Origin of the sequence: Catenulispora acidiphila DSM 44928 (genome assembly GCF_000024025.1) — a bacterium.
GTDB classification, from domain to species: Bacteria; Actinomycetota; Actinomycetes; order Streptomycetales; family Catenulisporaceae; genus Catenulispora; species Catenulispora acidiphila.
In genome coordinates this window covers 4,248,112-4,265,585 of sequence record NC_013131.1, presented here as the reverse complement: position 1 = coordinate 4,265,585, position 17,474 = coordinate 4,248,112, and the positions used below count along the sequence as shown (strand labels likewise).

Sequence of the window (17,474 nt, the reverse complement as noted above, 5' to 3'; positions counted from 1 at the left end):
GTAGGTGGGCAGCGCGGTTTGTTTGTGGGTTTTCAGAGCTTTTTACGGCTTCGCGCGGGTGTTGATGGCCTCGCAGGGGGCGCAGTTCGGTGGCGGGTGTCTGGGTTGCGCTGGCGGCCGGCGGTTGTGGACCGACACGCCCGCGCGTAGGTCCGAGTCACTGCGCACGCGTTGGGGTTGGCGGGTGTCTGCCGCGTTTGGTGCGCACCTGAAGTCAAGGTCAAGAGCAGGCGCCTCCGGCGGGGGCACTCTGCAACGGGGGGTCGGGGCTGGGTCGGGCGGGGCGGCGGCGGTTCGAGTGTTGGTCGCCTCCCTTATGGGAAGAAGTCCCCCGGCTATCGCAGAAAACTCGCCGCGAGCACGGCTGCCAGTCCCGGCGGGCGGCGCCCAATAACACCAATGTGTTTCCCGAAACCGTCGGCGACTTAGCCCTTCAAACGCCGCCGACACCCGCCAAGACAAACGTGCGCGCAGTGACCCGGACCTGCGCGCGGTCGTGAACACGAAACGCCGCCAGCCGCCAGCGCCACCCAGACACGTTCCACCGAACTGCGCCCCCTGCGAGGCCATCAACACCCGCGCGAAGCCGTAAAGAAAGCTTCTAAAAACCCACAAACAAACCGCACCACACCCACGCAACCCACCCACACATCAGCCAGAAGCCCCCCTTCTTCGCGCCTACCGCGCATCCCCCGCCGACCTCCGCAGGATCAGATTCACGACCAGTGCGGTCCAGCCCGTCTGGTGCGAGGCGCCGAGTCCGGCGCCGGTGTCGCCGTGGAAGTACTCGTGGAAGGGGATGAGGTTGTGCCAGTCCGCGTTCTTCTGGAAGAGCTCGGTGTGGCCGAACACCGGGCGGCGGCCGTCGGCGTCGTCGAGGAAGAGGGAGATCAGGCGGCCTGACAGGTCGTCGGCTATCTCGCCGAGGGTGGCCTCGCGGCTCGGCGCGCCGGTTCGCGGTCGCGTCGTGGGCGTCGGGTAGGGGACGCGGAGGCGGTCGCCGAAGAAGCGGTGGTGGCGGTCGAGGGCGTCGATGAGCATGTAGTTCACCGGGAACCAGATCGGGCCGCGCCAGTTGGAGTTGCCGCCGAACAGGGTCGAGCGGGACTCGGCCGGTTCGTAGCCGACGCTGTAGTCGGCCTCGCCGAGCCGGACGGTGAACGGGGTCTCGAGATGGGCCCGCGACAGGGCTCGCAAGCCGTGGGGCGAGAGGAACTCGTTCTCGTCGAGCATGCGTTCCAGCAGGCGCGGGAGCTGGTCGTGCCGGACCATGGTGAGCAGCCGCAGGTCGCTGGCCGGCAGTACGCGGCCGGCCAGGACGTCGGCGTAGTGCGGCTTGTTGGTCCGGTACCAGGCCAGGCGCTGCTCCAGCTCCGGGACCGCCGCCAGCGCCGCCGAGGACACCGTGGCGGTGGCGCTCAGCGGCAGCAGGCCGACCACCGAGCGGATGCGCAGCGGCACGCCCTCCTCCCCCGGGACGCGGATCACGTCGTAGTAGAAGCCGTCCTCCTGGTTCCACAGGCCCTGGGTGTTGGCCGCCTGGACGATCAGGGCGAAGTGCTCGAAGAACTTGGTGACCAGCTCGCTGTAGGCGCTGTCCTCGGTCGCCAGGATCAGCGCCATGTCCATCATCGTGAGCGTGAACAAGGCCATCCACGCCGTGCCGTCGCTCTGCTCCAGCTGGCCGCCGGACGGGACGCCGGCGCTGCGGTCGAAGGGACCGATGTTGTCCAGGCCCAGGAAGCCGCCCTCGAAGACGTTCTTGCCCTCGGCGTCCAAGCGGTTGATCCACCACGTGAAGTTCAGCAGCAGCCGGTGGAAGACCCGCTTGAGGAACCCGAAGTCCCGGCTGCCGTCGGCGGCGAACACTTGGAGCGCGGCCCAGGCGTGGACCGGCGGGTTCACGTCGCCGAAGTTCCACTCGTAGGCCGGCATCTGGCCGCTGGGGTGCAGGTACCAGTCCCGCAGCAACAGCTGCAGCTGCTGCTTGGCGAAGCCCGGATCCACCCTGGCCAGGGCGACGGCGTGGAAGGCCAGGTCCCAGGCCGCGAACCACGGGTACTCCCAGGTGTCGGGCATGGCGATGACGTCGCGCGCCGACATGTGCCACCAGTGCGCGTTGCGCCGCGCGCTTCCGCCGACCGGCGCAGCGTGGCCGGGGTCGTGGTCCAGCCAGCGCGGCACGTTGTAGTGGTAGAACTGCTTGGACCACATCAGGCCGCCGACGGCCTGCCGCAGCACCATCGCCTCGTCGTCGGAGCAGGAGTCCGGGGTCAGTGCCGCGAAGAAGTCGTCGGCCTCGCTTTCCCGTTCGGCCATCACCTCCTCGAAACGGCGGCCCAGCAGCCTGGCACGGGTCTGGTGCGGGACGCCGGGCCCTGCCATCCGCAGCCGCAGCCGGATCTCCGCGGACCTCCAGGGCGGAACGGTCAGCACGTAGTGCAGCGCGGCCTTGGTGCCGGTGCGCGCCGGATTGACCGTGTCGGCGCCGTTGACGATGTGGTCGTTGATCCCGTCCTTGGGAAACTCGCTGTAGCCGCCGTAGCCCCACAGCCGTTCGCTGTTGGTCTCGTTGTCGCACACCAGCACCTCCGGGCTGCCCTCGCCGAACAGCGACAGGGTTCTGAGATGCTCGTGCTCGCCGACGAGCCGCGCGCCATGGGCGGTGATCCGGGGCGCGGCCTCGTGCCCCGGCAACCCCCAGGACCAGGTGTTGCGGAACCACAGCGTGGGCAGCACATGCAGCGTGGCAGGCTCCAGTCCCATGTTCTCCGCGCGCACCCGGATGCACAGGTCGTGCGGTCCGGCCTTCGCGTAGTCGGCGGTGATCGCCCAATACCGGTCGTCGTCGAAGACTCCGGTGTCCACGAGCTCGTACTCGGGGTCGGCGCCGCCGCGGCCGCGGGTGGTTTCCAGCAGGTCGTGGTACGGGAATTCCCGCTGCGGGTAGTGATATCGCCAGCGCATCCAGGAGTGGGTGGGTGTGGAGTCCAGGAACCACCAGTAGTCCTTGGCGTCCTCCCCGTGGTTGCCCTCCCGGCCGCTGACGCCGAACGGCCGCTCCTTCAGGATCGGGTCCACGCCGTTCCAGAACGCGAGCGCGAAGCAGAACCGCTGCTGCTCGTCGCAGATGCCTGCCAGGCCGTCCTCGTTCCAGCGATAGGCACGGGATCTGGCGTGGTCGTGAGGGAAGTAGTCCCACGCGGTACCGCCTTCGGAATAGTCCTCGCGGACGGTGCCCCACGCGCGCTCGGCGAGATAAGGGCCCCACTCCCGCCAGGGCACATGGGCCTCCCCCTCGGCGTCGGCGGCGCTCAGGCGGACCTGTTCGGCGTCTTCCATGTCCCCAGTGTGGACCGGCGATGATTTCGGCCTGTTTCCGAAAGCCCAGGGTGCGCGAATCCCGAACACGATGGCCTCATACCCGCAACGTGCGTGCAATCTCGGTCGAAGATGCTGGTCGCACCGCCGAAACACGCTTTGCGCGCACGGCATCCGTGATCCCTGACGAGGAGGCGAACCGATGACTGCGACGACCGGGCCGACAGCGTTCCGCGCAAGGAAGCTCCTCATGCTCTCCTGGGAGTACCCGCCGGTCTTGGTCGGCGGGCTCGGCCGGCACGTCCACGCGCTGGCCACCACCCTGGCCCGGGCGGGGCACGACGTGACCGTCGCGACCCGCCACGCCCCGGGCGCGCCGCTGGAGGAGGTCGTCGACGGAGTGCGCGTGGTGCGCGCCCCGCAGGACCCGCCGGTCATCCCGCTGGACACCGAGCATCTGCTGGCCTGGGCCGTCGCGTTCAACCACACCTTGACCCGCACCGCCCTGCACGCCGCCCGCGGGCAGGACTTCGAACTCGTCCACGCCCACGACTGGCTGGTCGCCCACGCCGCCGTCACCGTCAAGGACCATTTGGGCATCCCGCTGGTGGCCACCATCCACGCCACCGAGGCCGGCCGGCACCAGGGCTGGCTGCCCGGCGACCTGAACCGCGGCATCCACTCCATCGAGTGCTGGCTGGCCCAGGAGTCCGAACGCGTGCTGGTCTGCTCGCAGTACATGCGCCGGGAGGTCTCGGTACTGCTCGGTGTGCCGGCGTCGAAGATCGACGCCATCCCCAACGGAGTGGACATGCCGCGCTGGCGGGCCGAGCCGAAGCAGGTGGGGCTGGCGCGCGCGAAGTATGCCGACAGCGGCCCGCTGGTGGGCTTCGCCGGGCGCCTGGTCCACGAGAAGGGAGTGCAGCACCTGCTGCACGCGCTGCCCGAGCTGCGCCGCACCCACCCGGGACTGCGGGCGGTCATCTGCGGCGACGGTCCGAACCGCGGCGAGCTGGAGCAACTCACCCGGCGCCTGGGGCTGGAGCACGCGGTCAGCTTCGGCGGATTCCTGGGCTCCCGGCTGTCGGCCACGATGGCCGCCACCGACGCGATGGTCGTGCCGAGCCTGTACGAGCCCTTCGGCATGGTGGCCCTGGAAGCCGCCGCGGCCGGCGCCCCGCTGGCCGTCTCGGCGACCGGCGGCCTGGCCGAGATCGTCGAGCCCGGCGTCACCGGCATGACGTTCCCGGCGCGCGACGAGGGCGCGCTGGCGCGGTCGGTGTCCGCGCTGCTGGCGGACCGGCCGTCCGCACGCCGGATGGTGGTCACCGCCAAGGCGATGGTCCGCAGCCGCTACGGCTGGCCCACCGTGGGCGAACAGACCGCGGCCGCCTACGCGGCGGCCGTCAACGACGCGCCGGCTGTGCCCGCCGGGCCCGAGGAACTATGGCGGTCCCGGCAGCATCCGATCACCATCCCGGAGGGCAACCTGCTCGCGTCGGCGGGACTGGCGGCTTGAGCGGCGGCCCGCGCTACTGGGATGTGTTCGGCGCCCACCCCGAGCCGGGTGGCACGCGCTTCGCGGTGTGGGCGCCGAACGCGCTGCGCGTGCAGGTGACCGGCGACTTCGACGGCTGGGACCCGCACCGCGCCACGGAGCTGAGCGGCGATGACGGAACCGGCTGCTGGCACGGCTTCGCCGAGGGCGCCGGGCAGTGGGACCGGTACAAATACCGGGTGTTGTGCGCCGACGGGACGTGGCGGCTGAAGGCCGATCCGGTCGCGTTCCACACCGAGACGCCGCCGGCGGACGCTTCGCGCGTCTTCGCCTCGTCGCATCGATGGCAGGACGGGGACTGGCTCAAGGCGCGCCGAGAGGCGGCCGGCGCGCACGCGGCGCTGCCGATGTCGGTCTACGAGGTACACCTGCCGTCCTGGCGACGCGGGCGCACCTACGGGGATCTGGCCTCGGAACTGGTGGACCACGTGCGCGGACACGGTTTCACGCACGTGGAGTTCCTGCCGGTGATGGAACATCCCTACGGCGGGTCCTGGGGATACCAGACGACCGGGTTCTTCGCCCCGACGTCGCGGTTGGGGCATCCCGACGACCTGCGGCACCTGGTGGACCGGCTGCACCAGGCGGGGATCGGGGTGCTGTTCGACTGGGTCCCGGCGCATTTCCCCCGCGACGCGTGGGCGCTGGCGCGCTTCGACGGCACCGCGCTGTATGAGCACCCTGACTCCCGGCGCGGCGAGCATCCCGATTGGGGAAGCCTGATCTTCGACTTCGGACGCTGGGAGGTGCGCGATTTCCTCATCGGCTCGGCGCTGTTCTGGATCGAGGAGTTCCACGCCGACGGGCTCCGCGTGGACGCGGTTTCCTCGATGCTGCATCTGGACTACTCGCGAGGTCCCGGCCAGTGGGAGCCGAACATGTACGGCGGCACGGAGAATCTGGAGGCGACCTCGCTTCTGAGAAGCCTCAATGACGAGGTCCACACCCGGCACCCCGGCGTGGTGACGATCGCCGAGGAGTCGGCGGCGTGGCCGGGGGTCACCCGGCCGACCGCCGGCGGCGGCCTCGGGTTCGACCTGAAATGGAACATGGGCTGGATGAACGACACACTGCGCTACGTGGCGCGCGATCCCGTTCACCGCAGCCACCATCACCATGACCTGACACAGCCCGCCTCCTATGCCTTCAGCGAGAACTACCTCCTACCGCTGTCCCATGACGAAGTCGTGCATGGCAAGGGCTCCCTGGCCGGCAAACAGCCCGGAGGCCGCCGCGAGCAGGTGGGCGGACTGCGCGGACTGCTGGCCTACCAGTGGGCCTTCCCCGGCAAGAAGCTGCTGTTCATGGGCGGGGAGTTCGCGCAGCAGGCCGAGTGGAGCGAGGAACGCGGACTGGACTGGCCCGACGCCGACGAGCCCGAGCGCCGCGGCCTGGCCCGCCTCATGGCCGACGCGAACGCCCGGTACCGCGAACACCCGGCACTGTGGATCCGCGACGCCGACCCGCACGGAACCCGCTGGCTGGGCTCTGACACCGATGCGAACCTCCTGGCCTTCGCCAGGTTCGCAGAGTACGACGACGGCACAGCGCTCATATGCGTCGCCAACTTCTCCGGAGTGCACGTCCGGAACCACCAGATCGGCATGCCGTGGCCCGGAACCTGGCGCGAGATCCTCAACACCGACGCGGCCGTCTACGGCGGCTCGGACGTGGGCAACCTCGGCACGGTGACCGCGACCGGCGAGCCATGGTCGGGAGAGCCGGCCTCAGCCCGGGTGACGATCGGCGCCGGCGCCGTGGTGTGGCTGGCAGGGCGGCATCGCGCGCACCAGACCAGGTAGCCCTCGGCGGCATACCCGCACCCGATGAGCCTCCGTCGGGCCCTCCCGTGGCGGGCCGGATCGTCCAGGACGTGAGACGGATCTGACGCATCAGGGGCTTGCGTCGGCATGATGGCACGGTACACAATCCCCAGTATCCGCATAGACATTGTCTGGCTGGGGAGAACGGCTACCGTGACGGCGACAGCGAGGTGATCCGCATGCAGGCAACGTACTCCCAGCTGCGGGTCCTGCGGCGCCACGTCGACCTGCTCCGAGTGAGCAGCGCGCTGTGTCCGGGCGCGTTCCAGGCCGTCTGAGACTGCCCGCAAGCACTCGCACAGCCCTCCTTCTCCCGCCTTCTGCGACGGCGCCTCCCGCGCGACGCGGCACTGTTCCTCACCACGTCCTGTGAGTCGCCCCCCTTGACCACCTTGGAAGGAACCACCGTGACGCACGTCAGAGCATCCGTACGGATCGTGATCGCCCTTGCCGCGGCAGTGCTGGCGCTGGTCACAGCATGCAGCTCCAGCAGCAAGCCGGCCGGCGGATCGCCGGGAGCGCAAACCCCGGTCGCCGCCGCCGTGCCGTCGACCGCGCTTCCCGGCCAGGACGTGCTCTCGGCGATCCAGGCCGACCCGGCGCTCAAAGCAGAACTCCCGGCAGCGGTCCAGAGCCGCGGAACTCTGATCCTCGGCACGACGAAGACCACCGGCAACTCCGGTCTGCCGCACGACGGCGTCGACCCGACGGGCAAGACCGTCGGGCTGGACATCGACCTGCGCGAAGCAGTCGCCCGCAAGCTCGGCGTGACCTGGGACGTGCAGTACGGCACGTTCCAGACCGTCATCCCGGGTGTCCAGAACGGCAAGTACGACGTCGGCCAGGACAACTTCGGCGTCACGACGGCCCGCGAGCAGGTCGTGGACTTCGCCACCTACCTCGACGACGGACAGGCGTTCCTCGGCTCCAAGGACGTCTCGGCGACATCCATCAGCACCTTGACGGACCTGTGCGGCCTCAGCGTCGCGACCAGCCCCGGCACCACCTTCCAGCAGATCCTCACCGACGGCGCCGGCAAGTGCGCGGCAGCCGGGAAGAAGCCCTACCAGGTCCAGTATTTCGCCGACACCGCCCCGATCTTCCTGGGGCTCGCCAACGGCAAAGTGGACATCTACTTCGGTCCGACCCTGAGCCTGAAGTACGACGCACAGCACATCGCCGGAACCAAGTTCCTCGGCCAGTACAGCTCGACCCCGGTCGGCTTCGTCACGGCCAAGGGCGCCCCCACCGGTAAGGCGATCAGCGACGCGATCAATGCCCTGATAGCCAGCGGGGACTACGCGAAGATCTTCACCAAGTGGGGTGTCGCGGACACGGCGGTGAAGGCCTCGGAGGTGAATCCGAAGCCGAAGCTGTGAGCCACGGCGGCCTATCGCGGAAGCCACGCCTCCGGCGACTCGGCCAACCGCCGCACGTGGGCCGGAAGCCTGCCGTCGAGCACCTGCGCGAGGCTGGTCTCGTCCAAAACCTTGCGCAGCGCGGCGCGGGCGGCGACCCAGCAGTCGGCCAAGTGCTCGGCGGCCCCGGCGTACTCGGTCTCGTGCGGACGCAGACCCCGAACCTCGGCCAGCGGTCCGTCGACGGCTCGGACGACCGAACCGATCGAGATCGCGGCGGCCGGCCGGGCCAGCGTGTAGCCGCCGTCCGCGCCGCGGTGGCTGCGCACCAGATCGGCCCGCCGGAGCTCGACGAGGATCGCCTCGATGAACTTGCGGGGAAGGTCCTGGTGGTCGATCACCACCGAGGCCTTCACCACCCCCGGCCCGTGGGCGGCGAGTTCGAGCATGACCCGCACCGCGTAGTCCGCTTTGGCTGAGATGTGCACTCCTGGATGGTACCGCTGCTACCGCTGCTACTCGCGTTGATACCTGATTTTGCCCATAGGAGTGCTCGGCTCGGACCCACTCCGACTTCACCGCCTGAGAGGAACCACGATGACCAGCGTCAACGCCCCCGACGCCGTGCCCGTCGGCGAGGGCTCCGGGGCTCCGCCGCCACAGCCGCGGCAGCCGCCCGACCCTGTCGGGCACGCCCGATCGGCCGAGGAAAGCGCGCCCACGTCGGCGTTCACCGCGCAGCGTGTCATCCCGTTGCGCCATCCGGGCCGCTGGATCGCCACGGTCGCGGTGCTGGTGCTGGCCGCCCAGTTCGCGCACGGCCTGATCACCAACCCCTTCTACCAATGGGACCGCTTCGAGTACTGGTTCGCCAGGCCGGTCATCATGCGCGGTCTGGTCGTCACGTTGCGGGTGACCGCGCTCAGCGCGGTCCTGGGCCTGGCCGGCGGTGTGCTGCTGGCGTTGGCGCGGCAGTCGCGGAACCCGGTGCTGAACCTGGTCAGCTGGCTCTATATCTGGGTGTTCCGGTCGGTGCCGCTGATCGTCGTGCTGCTGATCCTGTTCAACTTCAGCGCGCTGTACAAGACGCTCAGCCTCGGCGTGCCGTTCGGTCCGGGCTTCTTCCACTTCGACGAGAACAGGCTCGCCACCGAGCTCGTCGTGGCGACGGTGGGCCTGAGCCTCAACGAGGCCGCCTACGCCGCCGAGGTCGTCCGCGCGGGCCTGCTGTCTGTGGACCAGGGCCAGCACGAGGCCGCGGCCTCACTGGGACTGCCGCGCGGCTACCAGTTCCGGCGGATCGTGCTGCCGCAGGCGCTGCGCGCCATCGTCCCCGCCTATGTCAACCAGCTGATCGGGCTGATCAAGGGCACGTCGCTGGTCTTCTATGTCTCGCTCCTGGACCTGTTCGGGCAGGTGCAGACGATGGGCAGCACCTATCCCGCCGACATCGTCCCGCTGCTGCTCGTGGCGACGGCCTGGTACGTCATCCTGACCAGCGTCGTGTCGGCCGTCCAGTTCTACGTCGAGCGCCGGTACTCACGAGGCGCGCTGCGCACGCTGCCACCCACGCCGATCCAGCGCTTGCGGGCCGGAGCGCGGAACGCTGTGCGGCAGCTGCGGGACCGTCCCGAACTCGGTCCGGTGAAGGCATGAGCGCCGCGGTGCAGACGCAGACACAGACCCGCGCGGCCGCCGTGGAGATCCGGGGCGTCACCAAGTCCTACGGCGCGCTCAAGGTCCTGGACGGTGTCGACCTGACGATCCAGCCCGGCCAGGTGGCAGTGCTCCTCGGCCCGTCCGGCGGCGGGAAGTCGACGCTGCTGCGGACCGTCAACCACCTGGAGAAGCCGGACGCCGGGCACGTCAGCGTCAACGGGCGGCTGATCGGCGTGCGACAGCACGGCTCGCGTCTCAAGGAACTGAGCGAGCGTGCGATCCTGGCACAGCGCGCCGAGATCGGGTTCGTCTTCCAGTCCTTCAACCTGTTCCCGCATCTGACGGCGCTGGAGAACGTCGCCGCGGCGCCGGTCGCGACCGGTCGGGCGACCAAGGCCGAAGCCCGTGAGCACGCGGTCGAGCTGCTGACGCGCGTCGGGCTCGCGGACAAGGCCGACGTCTATCCGCGCCAGCTGTCCGGCGGGCAGCAGCAGCGGGTGGCGATCGCCCGGGCCCTGGCCCAGAGCCCCGGGCTGATCCTGTTCGACGAACCGACCTCGGCACTGGACCCGGAGCTGGTCGGCGAGGTCCTCGGCGCGATCAAGGACCTCGCCGACAGCGGGACCACCCTGATCGTCGTGACACACGAGGTGGGGTTCGCCCGCGAGATCGCAGACTTGGTCGTCTTCCTCGACGGCGGAAAGGTCCTCGAGCAGGGATCGCCGCAGGAGGTGCTCGACAACCCCCGCTACCGGCGGACCCGCGAATTCCTCAGCAAGGTCCTGTGACATCCACGGCGCTCCCCTGCCATGCCGCCCAAGGCGTGAGACAGGGATGTCGGATCAGGGGTCTTATAAGCCATGCTGAACCTCGGGCCGAAAACCCCCTTTGCCCATAGAGATTGTTTTCACAGCGAGAGGCACCGGTCAGCCGACCAGCACCATCCGCGATGCTCCCCGACGGGCGGCGCGGGTCACCGCGTGCCCCCGACCCGACCGAAAGCTCATCGCCATGACTGAGGTCCCCGAAGTGCCGGCGCCGCTGGCCCTGCCCTCCCCCGCACCTGCCGGCGAGCACGATGCGGCCGGACCTCGCGGGTCCACGCGCCGTCCCGGCCGGCTGCGCTCGGGGCTGTCCGTGCTGCGCCGCCGACTCCGAAAGGAATCCCTGTGAGGACTGTCGGGTGCCCGTCGGTCGAGTCCCGGCGGCCGGACCGCGCGGCGTGTACGGCTCAGCGCGGCGGCGACCCAGACCTCTGCCAGGTTTTCAGCGGCGTCGGTGTCCTCGCACTCGTGCGAGGCAGGTCCTGATGCGATCTCCAGCATGACGCGCAGCGCGTAGTCCGCTGTGGCCCAGATGTGCACGCCTGGATCGTCACAGCCCTAAACCTGATCAACCCCATGGGGATTGGCATGATGTGAGCATCACGGCCGTCCTCGCGACTTCCTCAAGGAGAGCACCGTGTCCGTGAAACCGCTTCGCCTGCTCGCGCCCGCGCTCGCGGCCGCCCTCGGGCTGGCGTTGTCGGCCTGCGCCAGCAGCGCCTCGAACCATCCCGCCACCGCACCGGCCGCCGCCGGTTCCGGCGTGGTCCATGTCGGGTCGCTGTCCAACGGCGCCGCGACCCCGGTCGAGCTGAGCGTCGCGCAGCAGGACCAGATCCGCGCCGAGCTTCCGGCATCGATCCGTGACGGCGGCCAGCTGCGGGTCGCCATCGGCGATCTGCCCGCCGGGACGCCGCCGCTGTTCTTCGTCGGAAGCGACCAGAAGACCCTGACCGGCTCCGAGCCGGACCTGGCCCGGCTGGTCGCCGGGGTGCTGGGACTCAAGCCCGCCTTCGACAACGCGAACTGGGACAACATGTTCGTGGCCATCGACAGCGGCAAGGACGCCGTCGGGTTCGCCAACATCACCGACACCGAGAAGCGCAAGGAGAAGTACGACTTCGCCAGCTACCGCGAGGACAACCTCGGCTTCGAGGTTCTCAAGAGCAACCCCTGGACCTTCGGCGGCGACTACCGCGCCCTGGCGGGCAAGACGATCGCGGTGGGCTCGGGGACCAACCAGGAGAAGATCCTGCTGGAGTGGCAGACCAAGTTGCGCGCCGAGGGCAAGGACTTCTCCGTCAAGTACTACCCGGACGCCAACTCCACGCTTCTCGCGCTGACCTCGGGGAAGATCGACATCTTCCTCGGCGCCAACCCCGGTGTGGCCTACCAGGTGACCCAGACCGCGAAGTCGCCCACGCCCACGCGCATCGCCGGCGAGTACTCCGGCGCCGGCGGCTCGCTGCAGGGTCTGATCGCCGCCACCACGAAGAAGGACAGCGGCCTGGCCAAGCCGATCGCCGATGCCATCAACTATCTGATCCAGAACGGCGACTACGCCAAGTGGCTGGCCGCGTGGAACCTCGGCGACGAGGCGGTGCAGACCTCGCAGGTGAACCCGCCCGGCCTGCCGATCACCAATTCCTAAAGCCTGTTCCAGCGGCGCGGCCGCAATTCTTCGGCGACCAGGACACCGGGTCGCCGAAGAATTACGCCTGCCATTTTTCAAGGACTTCTCCGGGTCGTTCATGTCGCCATAGATGGCGATTTCCCGTGGACTTCTATTGACCCACTACTAAGAATCCTGATACTCAAGAGGGGTGCACAGCGCCCGGCTCGTCACCCGCGCCCACATCGACTTCGGTCGTGTGTGGTCCGCCTCTTGTTGCCGTTGACGCCCCTGGATCCTCGCCCCGACCGCATCGCGTGAACTTTCCGTGCGCGGCGCACACCGCCATATCTTTGGAAAGGGCTTCCGTCATGCCCGTGGAATTCCTCGGGATCGCCGCGACCAGCGATTCCTCCGAGACCCGTTCGCGGTCCGGCCCGAGTTTCGACAAGGACTTCACCCTGCGCCTGGCGCGCGCCCACGAGGAGTGGGGCTGGGATCGGGTTCTGTTCGCCTACCACTCCGGCAGTCCCGACCCGGCCGCCGGCGCCGCCTACATAGCCGCCCACACCGACACCCTGCAGCTGCTGCTGGCGCACCGTCCGAACCTGTCGTACCCGACCTACGCGGCCAAGGTCTTCGCCACCATCGACCAGATCAGCGGCGGCCGCGTCGCGGTGCACTTCATCACCGGCGGCAACGACGCCGAGCAGGGCCGCGAGGGCGACTTCCTGACCAAGGACGAGCGCTACGCCCGCACCCGGGAGTACATCGGCATCGTGAAGCAGGCCTGGACCTCGCGCGAGCCGTTCAGCCACCAGGGCGCGCACTACGATTTCGCCGATTTCCTCAGCGACGTGTTCCCGGCCCAGCAGCCGCGGCCGGCCGTGTCGTTCGGCGGCTCCTCGCCGGCCGCCTACGCCGCCGGCGGAGCCGAAGCGGACATCTACTGCCTGTGGGGCGAGCCGCTGGAGCAGACCGCCGAGCAGATCGCGGCGGTGAAGGCTGCGGCAGCCGCGGCCGGACGGACCGACGTACCCCGGATCCAGGTCGCCTTCCGGCCGATCATCGCACCGACCGAGGAACTGGCCTGGGAGAAGGCACACCGTGTCGTCGAGCGCATCGAGCAGCGCAAAGCCGCCGGCGGGCCGGACCAGCTCAAGCGCCGCCGGCTGCGCGGCCAGGCGCCGCAGAACACCGGGTCGCAGCGGCTGATCGAGATCGCCGAGCGCGGCGAGCGCTTCGACCGCGCGCTGTGGACCCGCACCGCCGCCGCCACCGGAGGAGCGGGCAACTCCAACGCGCTGGTCGGCACCCCCGAGACGGTCGCCCAGGCGCTGCTGGACTACTACGACCTCGGCGTCGAGATCCTCTCGGCCCGCGGCTACGACCTGCTCGGCGACGCGATCGACGTCGGGCGGTACGTCATCCCGATCGTGCGCGAGGAGGTCGCCAAGCGCGACGCCGAGCGCGCGGCAGAGCACCAGGCCAAGCAAGAGGCCGAACGCAGGGCTGCGAACGCGCGCGAGGATCAGGGCACGACGGCGCGCCAGCTCGAGGTGGCCCGGTGAGCGCGGGGATCACCCGGGTCGGTGTCGTCGGATCCGGCACCATGGGCGCGGGTATCGCCGAGTTGTTCGCCCTGCACGGTCTGGACGTCCGGCTGGCGGTCTCCCGGCCGTCCTCGCTGACCGCGGCGCCGGCGCGCATCGCCGCCTCCCTGGACCGCCGCGTGGCCAAGGGCAGACTCGCCCCGCACGAGCGTGACGCGGCGCTGGCCGCCATCGCCGTCACCGCGGACCTCGGCGATCTGGCCGACCGCCAGTTGGTGGTGGAGGCGGTCGCCGAGGACGAGGGCCTCAAGCAGAACGTCTTCTCCACCCTGGACAAGGTGGCCGACCCCGACGCGATCCTGGCCTCGACCACCTCGGCGCTGTCCATCACCCGGCTGGCCGGGGTCGTGGAGCATCCCGAGCGGGTGCTGGGCGTGCACTTCTTCAACCCGGTGGCGGTGATGGAGCTGGTCGAGCTGGTCCCGACCCTGCTGACCGCCGACCGCGTGCGCGAGCGCGCCGAGGCCTTCGTGACCGGGCTGGGCAAGAAGCCGGTGACCGTCGCCGACCGCAGCGGGTTCGTCGTCAACGCCCTGCTGATCCCCTTTCTGCTGGCCGCGATCCGGATGGTCGAGTCCGGGTACTCCTCGGCCGAGGCCGTCGACCAGGCCATGGAATCGGGCTGCGCGCACCCCATGGGTCCGCTCAAGCTCGCCGACTTCATCGGCCTGGACGTGGTCGCCGCGATCGCCGAGGCCCTGCACGCGGAGTCCCGCCAGCCGCTGCACGCCCCGCCGCCGCTGCTGTCCCGGATGGTCGAGTCGGGCATCCTCGGCCGCAAATCCGGGCGCGGCTTCCACTCCTACCTCTGAGGACTGCTTCCCATGCACACGTATATGAACATCAAGAAACTCGCGAGCATCAGCGGGGACTTCTGGGACGTCACCGATCGGGCCGGGCTGTTCGGGCTCGTCGTCGCGGGCCTGGGCGAGGGCTGGCACCGCCGCGCCGACGACGGCCACGAGTTCGTGAACATGTCCTCCTACTCCTACCTCGGCCTGGACACCGATCTCCGGCTGGTCCGGGCCGCCGCCGACGAGGTGCTGTCCGAGGGGTCGCTGAACACCTCCACCTCCCGGATGCGGATCCGCTTCGCCGCCTTGGACGACGCCGAGCGGGCGCTGTCAGAGCACTTCGACGTGGAGGCGCTGACCACCGCCTCGTGCGCCGTCGCGGCCTGGGCCACCCTGCCGCTGCTGGCCTCCGGCCTGTTCACCGAGGACGTCGCGCCGGTGATGGTGTTCGACAAGAACGCGCACTTCTGCCTCAACGCGTTGAAGGCCGCCGCCGCGGACGAAGCGCAGATCGTCACCATCGCGCACAACGACGTGGAGGCGCTCGAGCAGCTGTGCAAGGAGCATCCCAAGGTCGCCTACGTCGCAGACGGGGTCTACAGCACCGGCGGCCAGGCGCCGGTCAAGGAACTGCTGCGCCTCCAGGAGAAGTACGGCCTGTTCCTGTACTTCGACGAGGCGCACGGCATCTCCACGCTCGGACGGCAGGGCCGGGGGCTGGTCCTGGAGGAGCTCGGCGGCCGGATCACCGACCGCACCATCATCATCGCCTCGCTCAACAAGGGCTTCGGCGCCTCCGGCGGTGCGATATTCCTGGGCCCGCAGGGCTCGGACGAACGCAAGAACCTGGCGCTGCGCAACGGCCCGCTCATGTGGTCCCAGCGGGTCAACACCGCCGGGCTCGGAGCGATCAAAGCCTCGGTGGCGCTGCACGCGACCGAGGAGTTCGCCGGGCTGCAAAAGCGGCTGCAGGACAACATCGACCTGTTCGACGGCCTGGTCCAGACCGAGCAGAGCCGCGACGGGCTGCCGATCCGCTTCGTCGAGATCGGCAAGGAGGACGCGACGGTGCAGCTCGCGCAGCGGCTGCTCGAGCGGGGCTTCTACGCCTCCCCCATCTTCTTCCCGATCATCGGCCGCGGCCGGGCCGGTCTGCGCCTCATGCTGCGCGCGAACATGACCCGCACCGAGATCGAGACCTTCGCCGGGCTGCTGAAGGAACTGCGCGACGAGCTCGGCTCGGCCGGGACCGGTGCGTGGGCTCAGGCCGGGAACGCGGTCGGGGCCGGAGCCGAGCGCCGGTGAGCACCATCCTGCGCTCCCGCCTCGACCCGCGCTCCGAGGACTACGCGCGCAACGTCCGGGACTTCGACGCCAAGCGCCGCGTGGTGGCCGAGGCCCGGGCCTCCGCCATCGCCGGGGGCGACGCCCGGTCCCGGCAGCGGCACGCCGAGCGCGGCAAACTCACCGCCCGCCAGCGGGTGGCCGGCCTGCTGGACCCCGGCACGCCCTTCCAGGAGATCGGGCAACTGGCCGGACACAGCGTCTACGAGCAGCCGGTGCCCTCCGCCGCCCTGGTGGCCGGCATCGGCGTGGTCGCGGGCCGGCCGGCGATGATCGTGGCCAACGACGCCACGGTCAAGGGCGGCACCTACTTCCCGCTCACCGTCCGCAAGCACCTGCGGGCCCAGGACATCGCGCGGGAGAACGGCCTGCCCTCGATCTACCTGGTCGACTCCGGCGGGGTGTTCCTGCCGATGCAGCAGGACCTGTTCCCCGACGAGCACCACCTCGGGCGGATCTTCCGCAACATCGCCGAGATGTCGGCGCTCGGCCTGCCGCAGATCGCCGCGGTGATGGGGTCCTGCACAGCCGGCGGCGCCTACATCCCGGCCATGTGCGACGAGACGGTCATCGTGCGCGGCACCGGGACGGTGTTCCTGGGCGGCCCGCAGCTGGTGCGCGCCGCCACCGGCGAGGTCGTCGACGCCGAGACCCTGGGCGGCGCGGACCTGCACAGCCGCGTCACCGGCGTGGCCGACCACATCGCCGAGAACGACGAGCACGCCCTGGCGCTCGTGCGCGACATCGCCGCCCGGACCGCCGGCGCGCCGGTGCCCGCCCCGCCGGCCGTGCCCCGCCCGCCGCTGCACGACCCGGCCGAGTTGGCCGGCGTGGTCAGCGCCGGACTGCGCGAGCACATCCCGGCCCGGGAGATCCTGGCCCGGCTGCTCGACGGCAGCGAGTTCACCGAGTACCGGTCCCGGTTCGGTCCGACGATGGTGTGCGGGACCGGCCACATCGGCGGCTACCCGGTCGGCGTCCTGATCAACGACGGGGTGTTGTTCTCCGAGAGCGCGCAGAAGGCCACCAACTTCATCGAACTGTGCGCCCAGCGCGACATCCCGCTGGTGTTCCTGCACAACATCAACGGCTTCATGGTCGGTGCCGAGTACGAGGCCGGCGGCATCACCAAACACGGCGCCAAGCTGGTCAACGCCGTGTCCTGCGCCGCCGTGCCGAAGTTCAGCGTCGTGGTCGGCGCCAGCTACGGCGCCGGGAACTTCGCGATGTGCGGGCGCTCGATGGGCCCGTGGCAGATGGCGATGTGGCCGAGCGCGAAGTCCACCGTGGTCGGCGCCGAGCAGACCGCCACAGTCATGGCCCTGATCCGCTCGGACCAGCTGGCCAAGGAAGGCAGGACCCTGAGTCCGGAGGAAGAGGAGGCGATCCGCAAGCCCATCATCGACGCCTACGAGGAGCAGGCGCAGCCGCTGTACTACGCGGCCCGGCTGTGGGTCGACGCCATCATCGACCCCGGGCAGACCCGGGAGTGGCTGACGCTGTGCCTGGCCACCGCGGCCGGCGCGCCGCGGCGGCAGACCAGCTTCGGCGTTTTCCGGATGTGACGA

The 17,474-nt window shown here is 69.9% G+C and carries 14 protein-coding genes; 12 read left to right on the top strand and 2 right to left on the bottom strand.

Features of this window, described 5'->3' with window-relative positions:
- Positions 1-678: 678 nt before the first annotated feature.
- Positions 679-3,342 (bottom strand): MGH1-like glycoside hydrolase domain-containing protein, encoded by a 2,664-nt coding sequence (locus tag CACI_RS18750; protein WP_015792404.1) that lies wholly within the window; start codon positions 3,340-3,342, stop codon positions 679-681.
- A gap of 181 nt (positions 3,343-3,523) precedes the next feature.
- Between CACI_RS18750 and CACI_RS18745 the strand changes: the two genes are divergently transcribed.
- The 4 genes from CACI_RS18745 (at position 3,524) to CACI_RS18735 (ending at position 8,081) form a co-directional block, all read left to right on the top strand.
- Positions 3,524-4,840, top strand: a complete 1,317-nt coding sequence (locus CACI_RS18745; RefSeq protein WP_015792403.1) for a glycosyltransferase family 4 protein — start codon at positions 3,524-3,526, stop codon at positions 4,838-4,840.
- A complete protein-coding gene (gene glgB, locus CACI_RS18740) occupies positions 4,837-6,681 on the top strand; it encodes a 1,4-alpha-glucan branching protein GlgB (protein WP_015792402.1) in 1,845 nt (614 codons plus the stop codon). The genes CACI_RS18745 and glgB overlap by 4 nt, the downstream gene beginning before the upstream one ends.
- A gap of 200 nt (positions 6,682-6,881) precedes the next feature.
- On the top strand, positions 6,882-6,980 hold the full coding sequence (locus tag CACI_RS53870; RefSeq protein ID WP_015792401.1) for a putative leader peptide: 99 nt from the start codon (positions 6,882-6,884) through the stop codon (positions 6,978-6,980).
- Between the two features lie 129 nt (positions 6,981-7,109).
- Complete coding sequence (locus CACI_RS18735; RefSeq protein ID WP_015792400.1) at positions 7,110-8,081, top strand: transporter substrate-binding domain-containing protein; 972 nt, start codon at positions 7,110-7,112, stop codon at positions 8,079-8,081.
- Positions 8,082-8,092: 11 nt separating this feature from the next.
- On the opposite strand, the gene CACI_RS18730 is transcribed toward CACI_RS18735, so the two are convergent.
- Positions 8,093-8,548 carry an RrF2 family transcriptional regulator gene (locus CACI_RS18730; RefSeq protein ID WP_015792399.1) on the bottom strand — a complete coding sequence of 152 codons (456 nt, stop codon included), beginning with the start codon at positions 8,546-8,548 and terminating at the stop codon, positions 8,093-8,095.
- Positions 8,549-8,657: 109 nt separating this feature from the next.
- Here CACI_RS18730 and CACI_RS18725 point away from each other — a divergent pair, with 109 nt between their 5' ends.
- The 8 genes from CACI_RS18725 (at position 8,658) to CACI_RS18695 (ending at position 17,471) form a co-directional block, all read left to right on the top strand.
- On the top strand, positions 8,658-9,716 hold the full coding sequence (locus tag CACI_RS18725; RefSeq protein ID WP_015792398.1) for an amino acid ABC transporter permease: 1,059 nt from the start codon (positions 8,658-8,660) through the stop codon (positions 9,714-9,716).
- The gene (locus CACI_RS18720; protein ID WP_015792397.1) at positions 9,713-10,507 is read left to right on the top strand and encodes an amino acid ABC transporter ATP-binding protein; all 795 of its coding nucleotides are present in this window, start codon (positions 9,713-9,715) and stop codon (positions 10,505-10,507) included. The genes CACI_RS18725 and CACI_RS18720 overlap by 4 nt, the downstream gene beginning before the upstream one ends.
- Before the next feature lie 223 nt (positions 10,508-10,730).
- Positions 10,731-10,892 (top strand): hypothetical protein, encoded by a 162-nt coding sequence (locus CACI_RS51245; RefSeq protein WP_190276771.1) that lies wholly within the window; start codon positions 10,731-10,733, stop codon positions 10,890-10,892.
- Between the two features lie 288 nt (positions 10,893-11,180).
- Positions 11,181-12,194: a transporter substrate-binding domain-containing protein gene (locus CACI_RS18715; RefSeq protein ID WP_015792396.1), complete on the top strand. Its 1,014-nt coding sequence runs from the start codon at positions 11,181-11,183 to the stop codon at positions 12,192-12,194.
- 332 nt (positions 12,195-12,526) lie between these two features.
- Entirely contained in the window at positions 12,527-13,726 is a 1,200-nt protein-coding gene (locus tag CACI_RS18710; protein ID WP_015792395.1) for an LLM class flavin-dependent oxidoreductase, read from the top strand.
- Positions 13,723-14,580, top strand: a complete 858-nt coding sequence (locus tag CACI_RS18705) for a 3-hydroxybutyryl-CoA dehydrogenase (protein ID WP_015792394.1) — start codon at positions 13,723-13,725, stop codon at positions 14,578-14,580. Before CACI_RS18710 ends, CACI_RS18705 begins: the two co-directional genes overlap by 4 nt.
- Before the next feature lie 12 nt (positions 14,581-14,592).
- The gene (locus CACI_RS18700; RefSeq protein ID WP_015792393.1) at positions 14,593-15,867 is read left to right on the top strand and encodes an 8-amino-7-oxononanoate synthase family protein; all 1,275 of its coding nucleotides are present in this window, start codon (positions 14,593-14,595) and stop codon (positions 15,865-15,867) included.
- Positions 15,864-17,471 (top strand): carboxyl transferase domain-containing protein, encoded by a 1,608-nt coding sequence (locus tag CACI_RS18695; protein ID WP_015792392.1) that lies wholly within the window; start codon positions 15,864-15,866, stop codon positions 17,469-17,471. Before CACI_RS18700 ends, CACI_RS18695 begins: the two co-directional genes overlap by 4 nt.
- Positions 17,472-17,474 lie beyond the last annotated feature (3 nt).

Coding starts and splice junctions, on each gene's coding strand:
- CACI_RS18750 (WP_015792404.1), bottom strand. CDS start 3,342: ATGGAAGACGCCGAACAGGTCCGCCTGAGCGCCGCCGACGCCGAGGGG.
- CACI_RS18745 (WP_015792403.1), top strand. CDS start 3,524: ATGACTGCGACGACCGGGCCGACAGCGTTCCGCGCAAGGAAGCTCCTC.
- CACI_RS53870 (WP_015792401.1), top strand. CDS start 6,882: ATGCAGGCAACGTACTCCCAGCTGCGGGTCCTGCGGCGCCACGTCGAC.
- CACI_RS18725 (WP_015792398.1), top strand. CDS start 8,658: ATGACCAGCGTCAACGCCCCCGACGCCGTGCCCGTCGGCGAGGGCTCC.
- CACI_RS18720 (WP_015792397.1), top strand. CDS start 9,713: ATGAGCGCCGCGGTGCAGACGCAGACACAGACCCGCGCGGCCGCCGTG.
- CACI_RS51245 (WP_190276771.1), top strand. CDS start 10,731: ATGACTGAGGTCCCCGAAGTGCCGGCGCCGCTGGCCCTGCCCTCCCCC.
- CACI_RS18710 (WP_015792395.1), top strand. CDS start 12,527: ATGCCCGTGGAATTCCTCGGGATCGCCGCGACCAGCGATTCCTCCGAG.
- CACI_RS18700 (WP_015792393.1), top strand. CDS start 14,593: ATGCACACGTATATGAACATCAAGAAACTCGCGAGCATCAGCGGGGAC.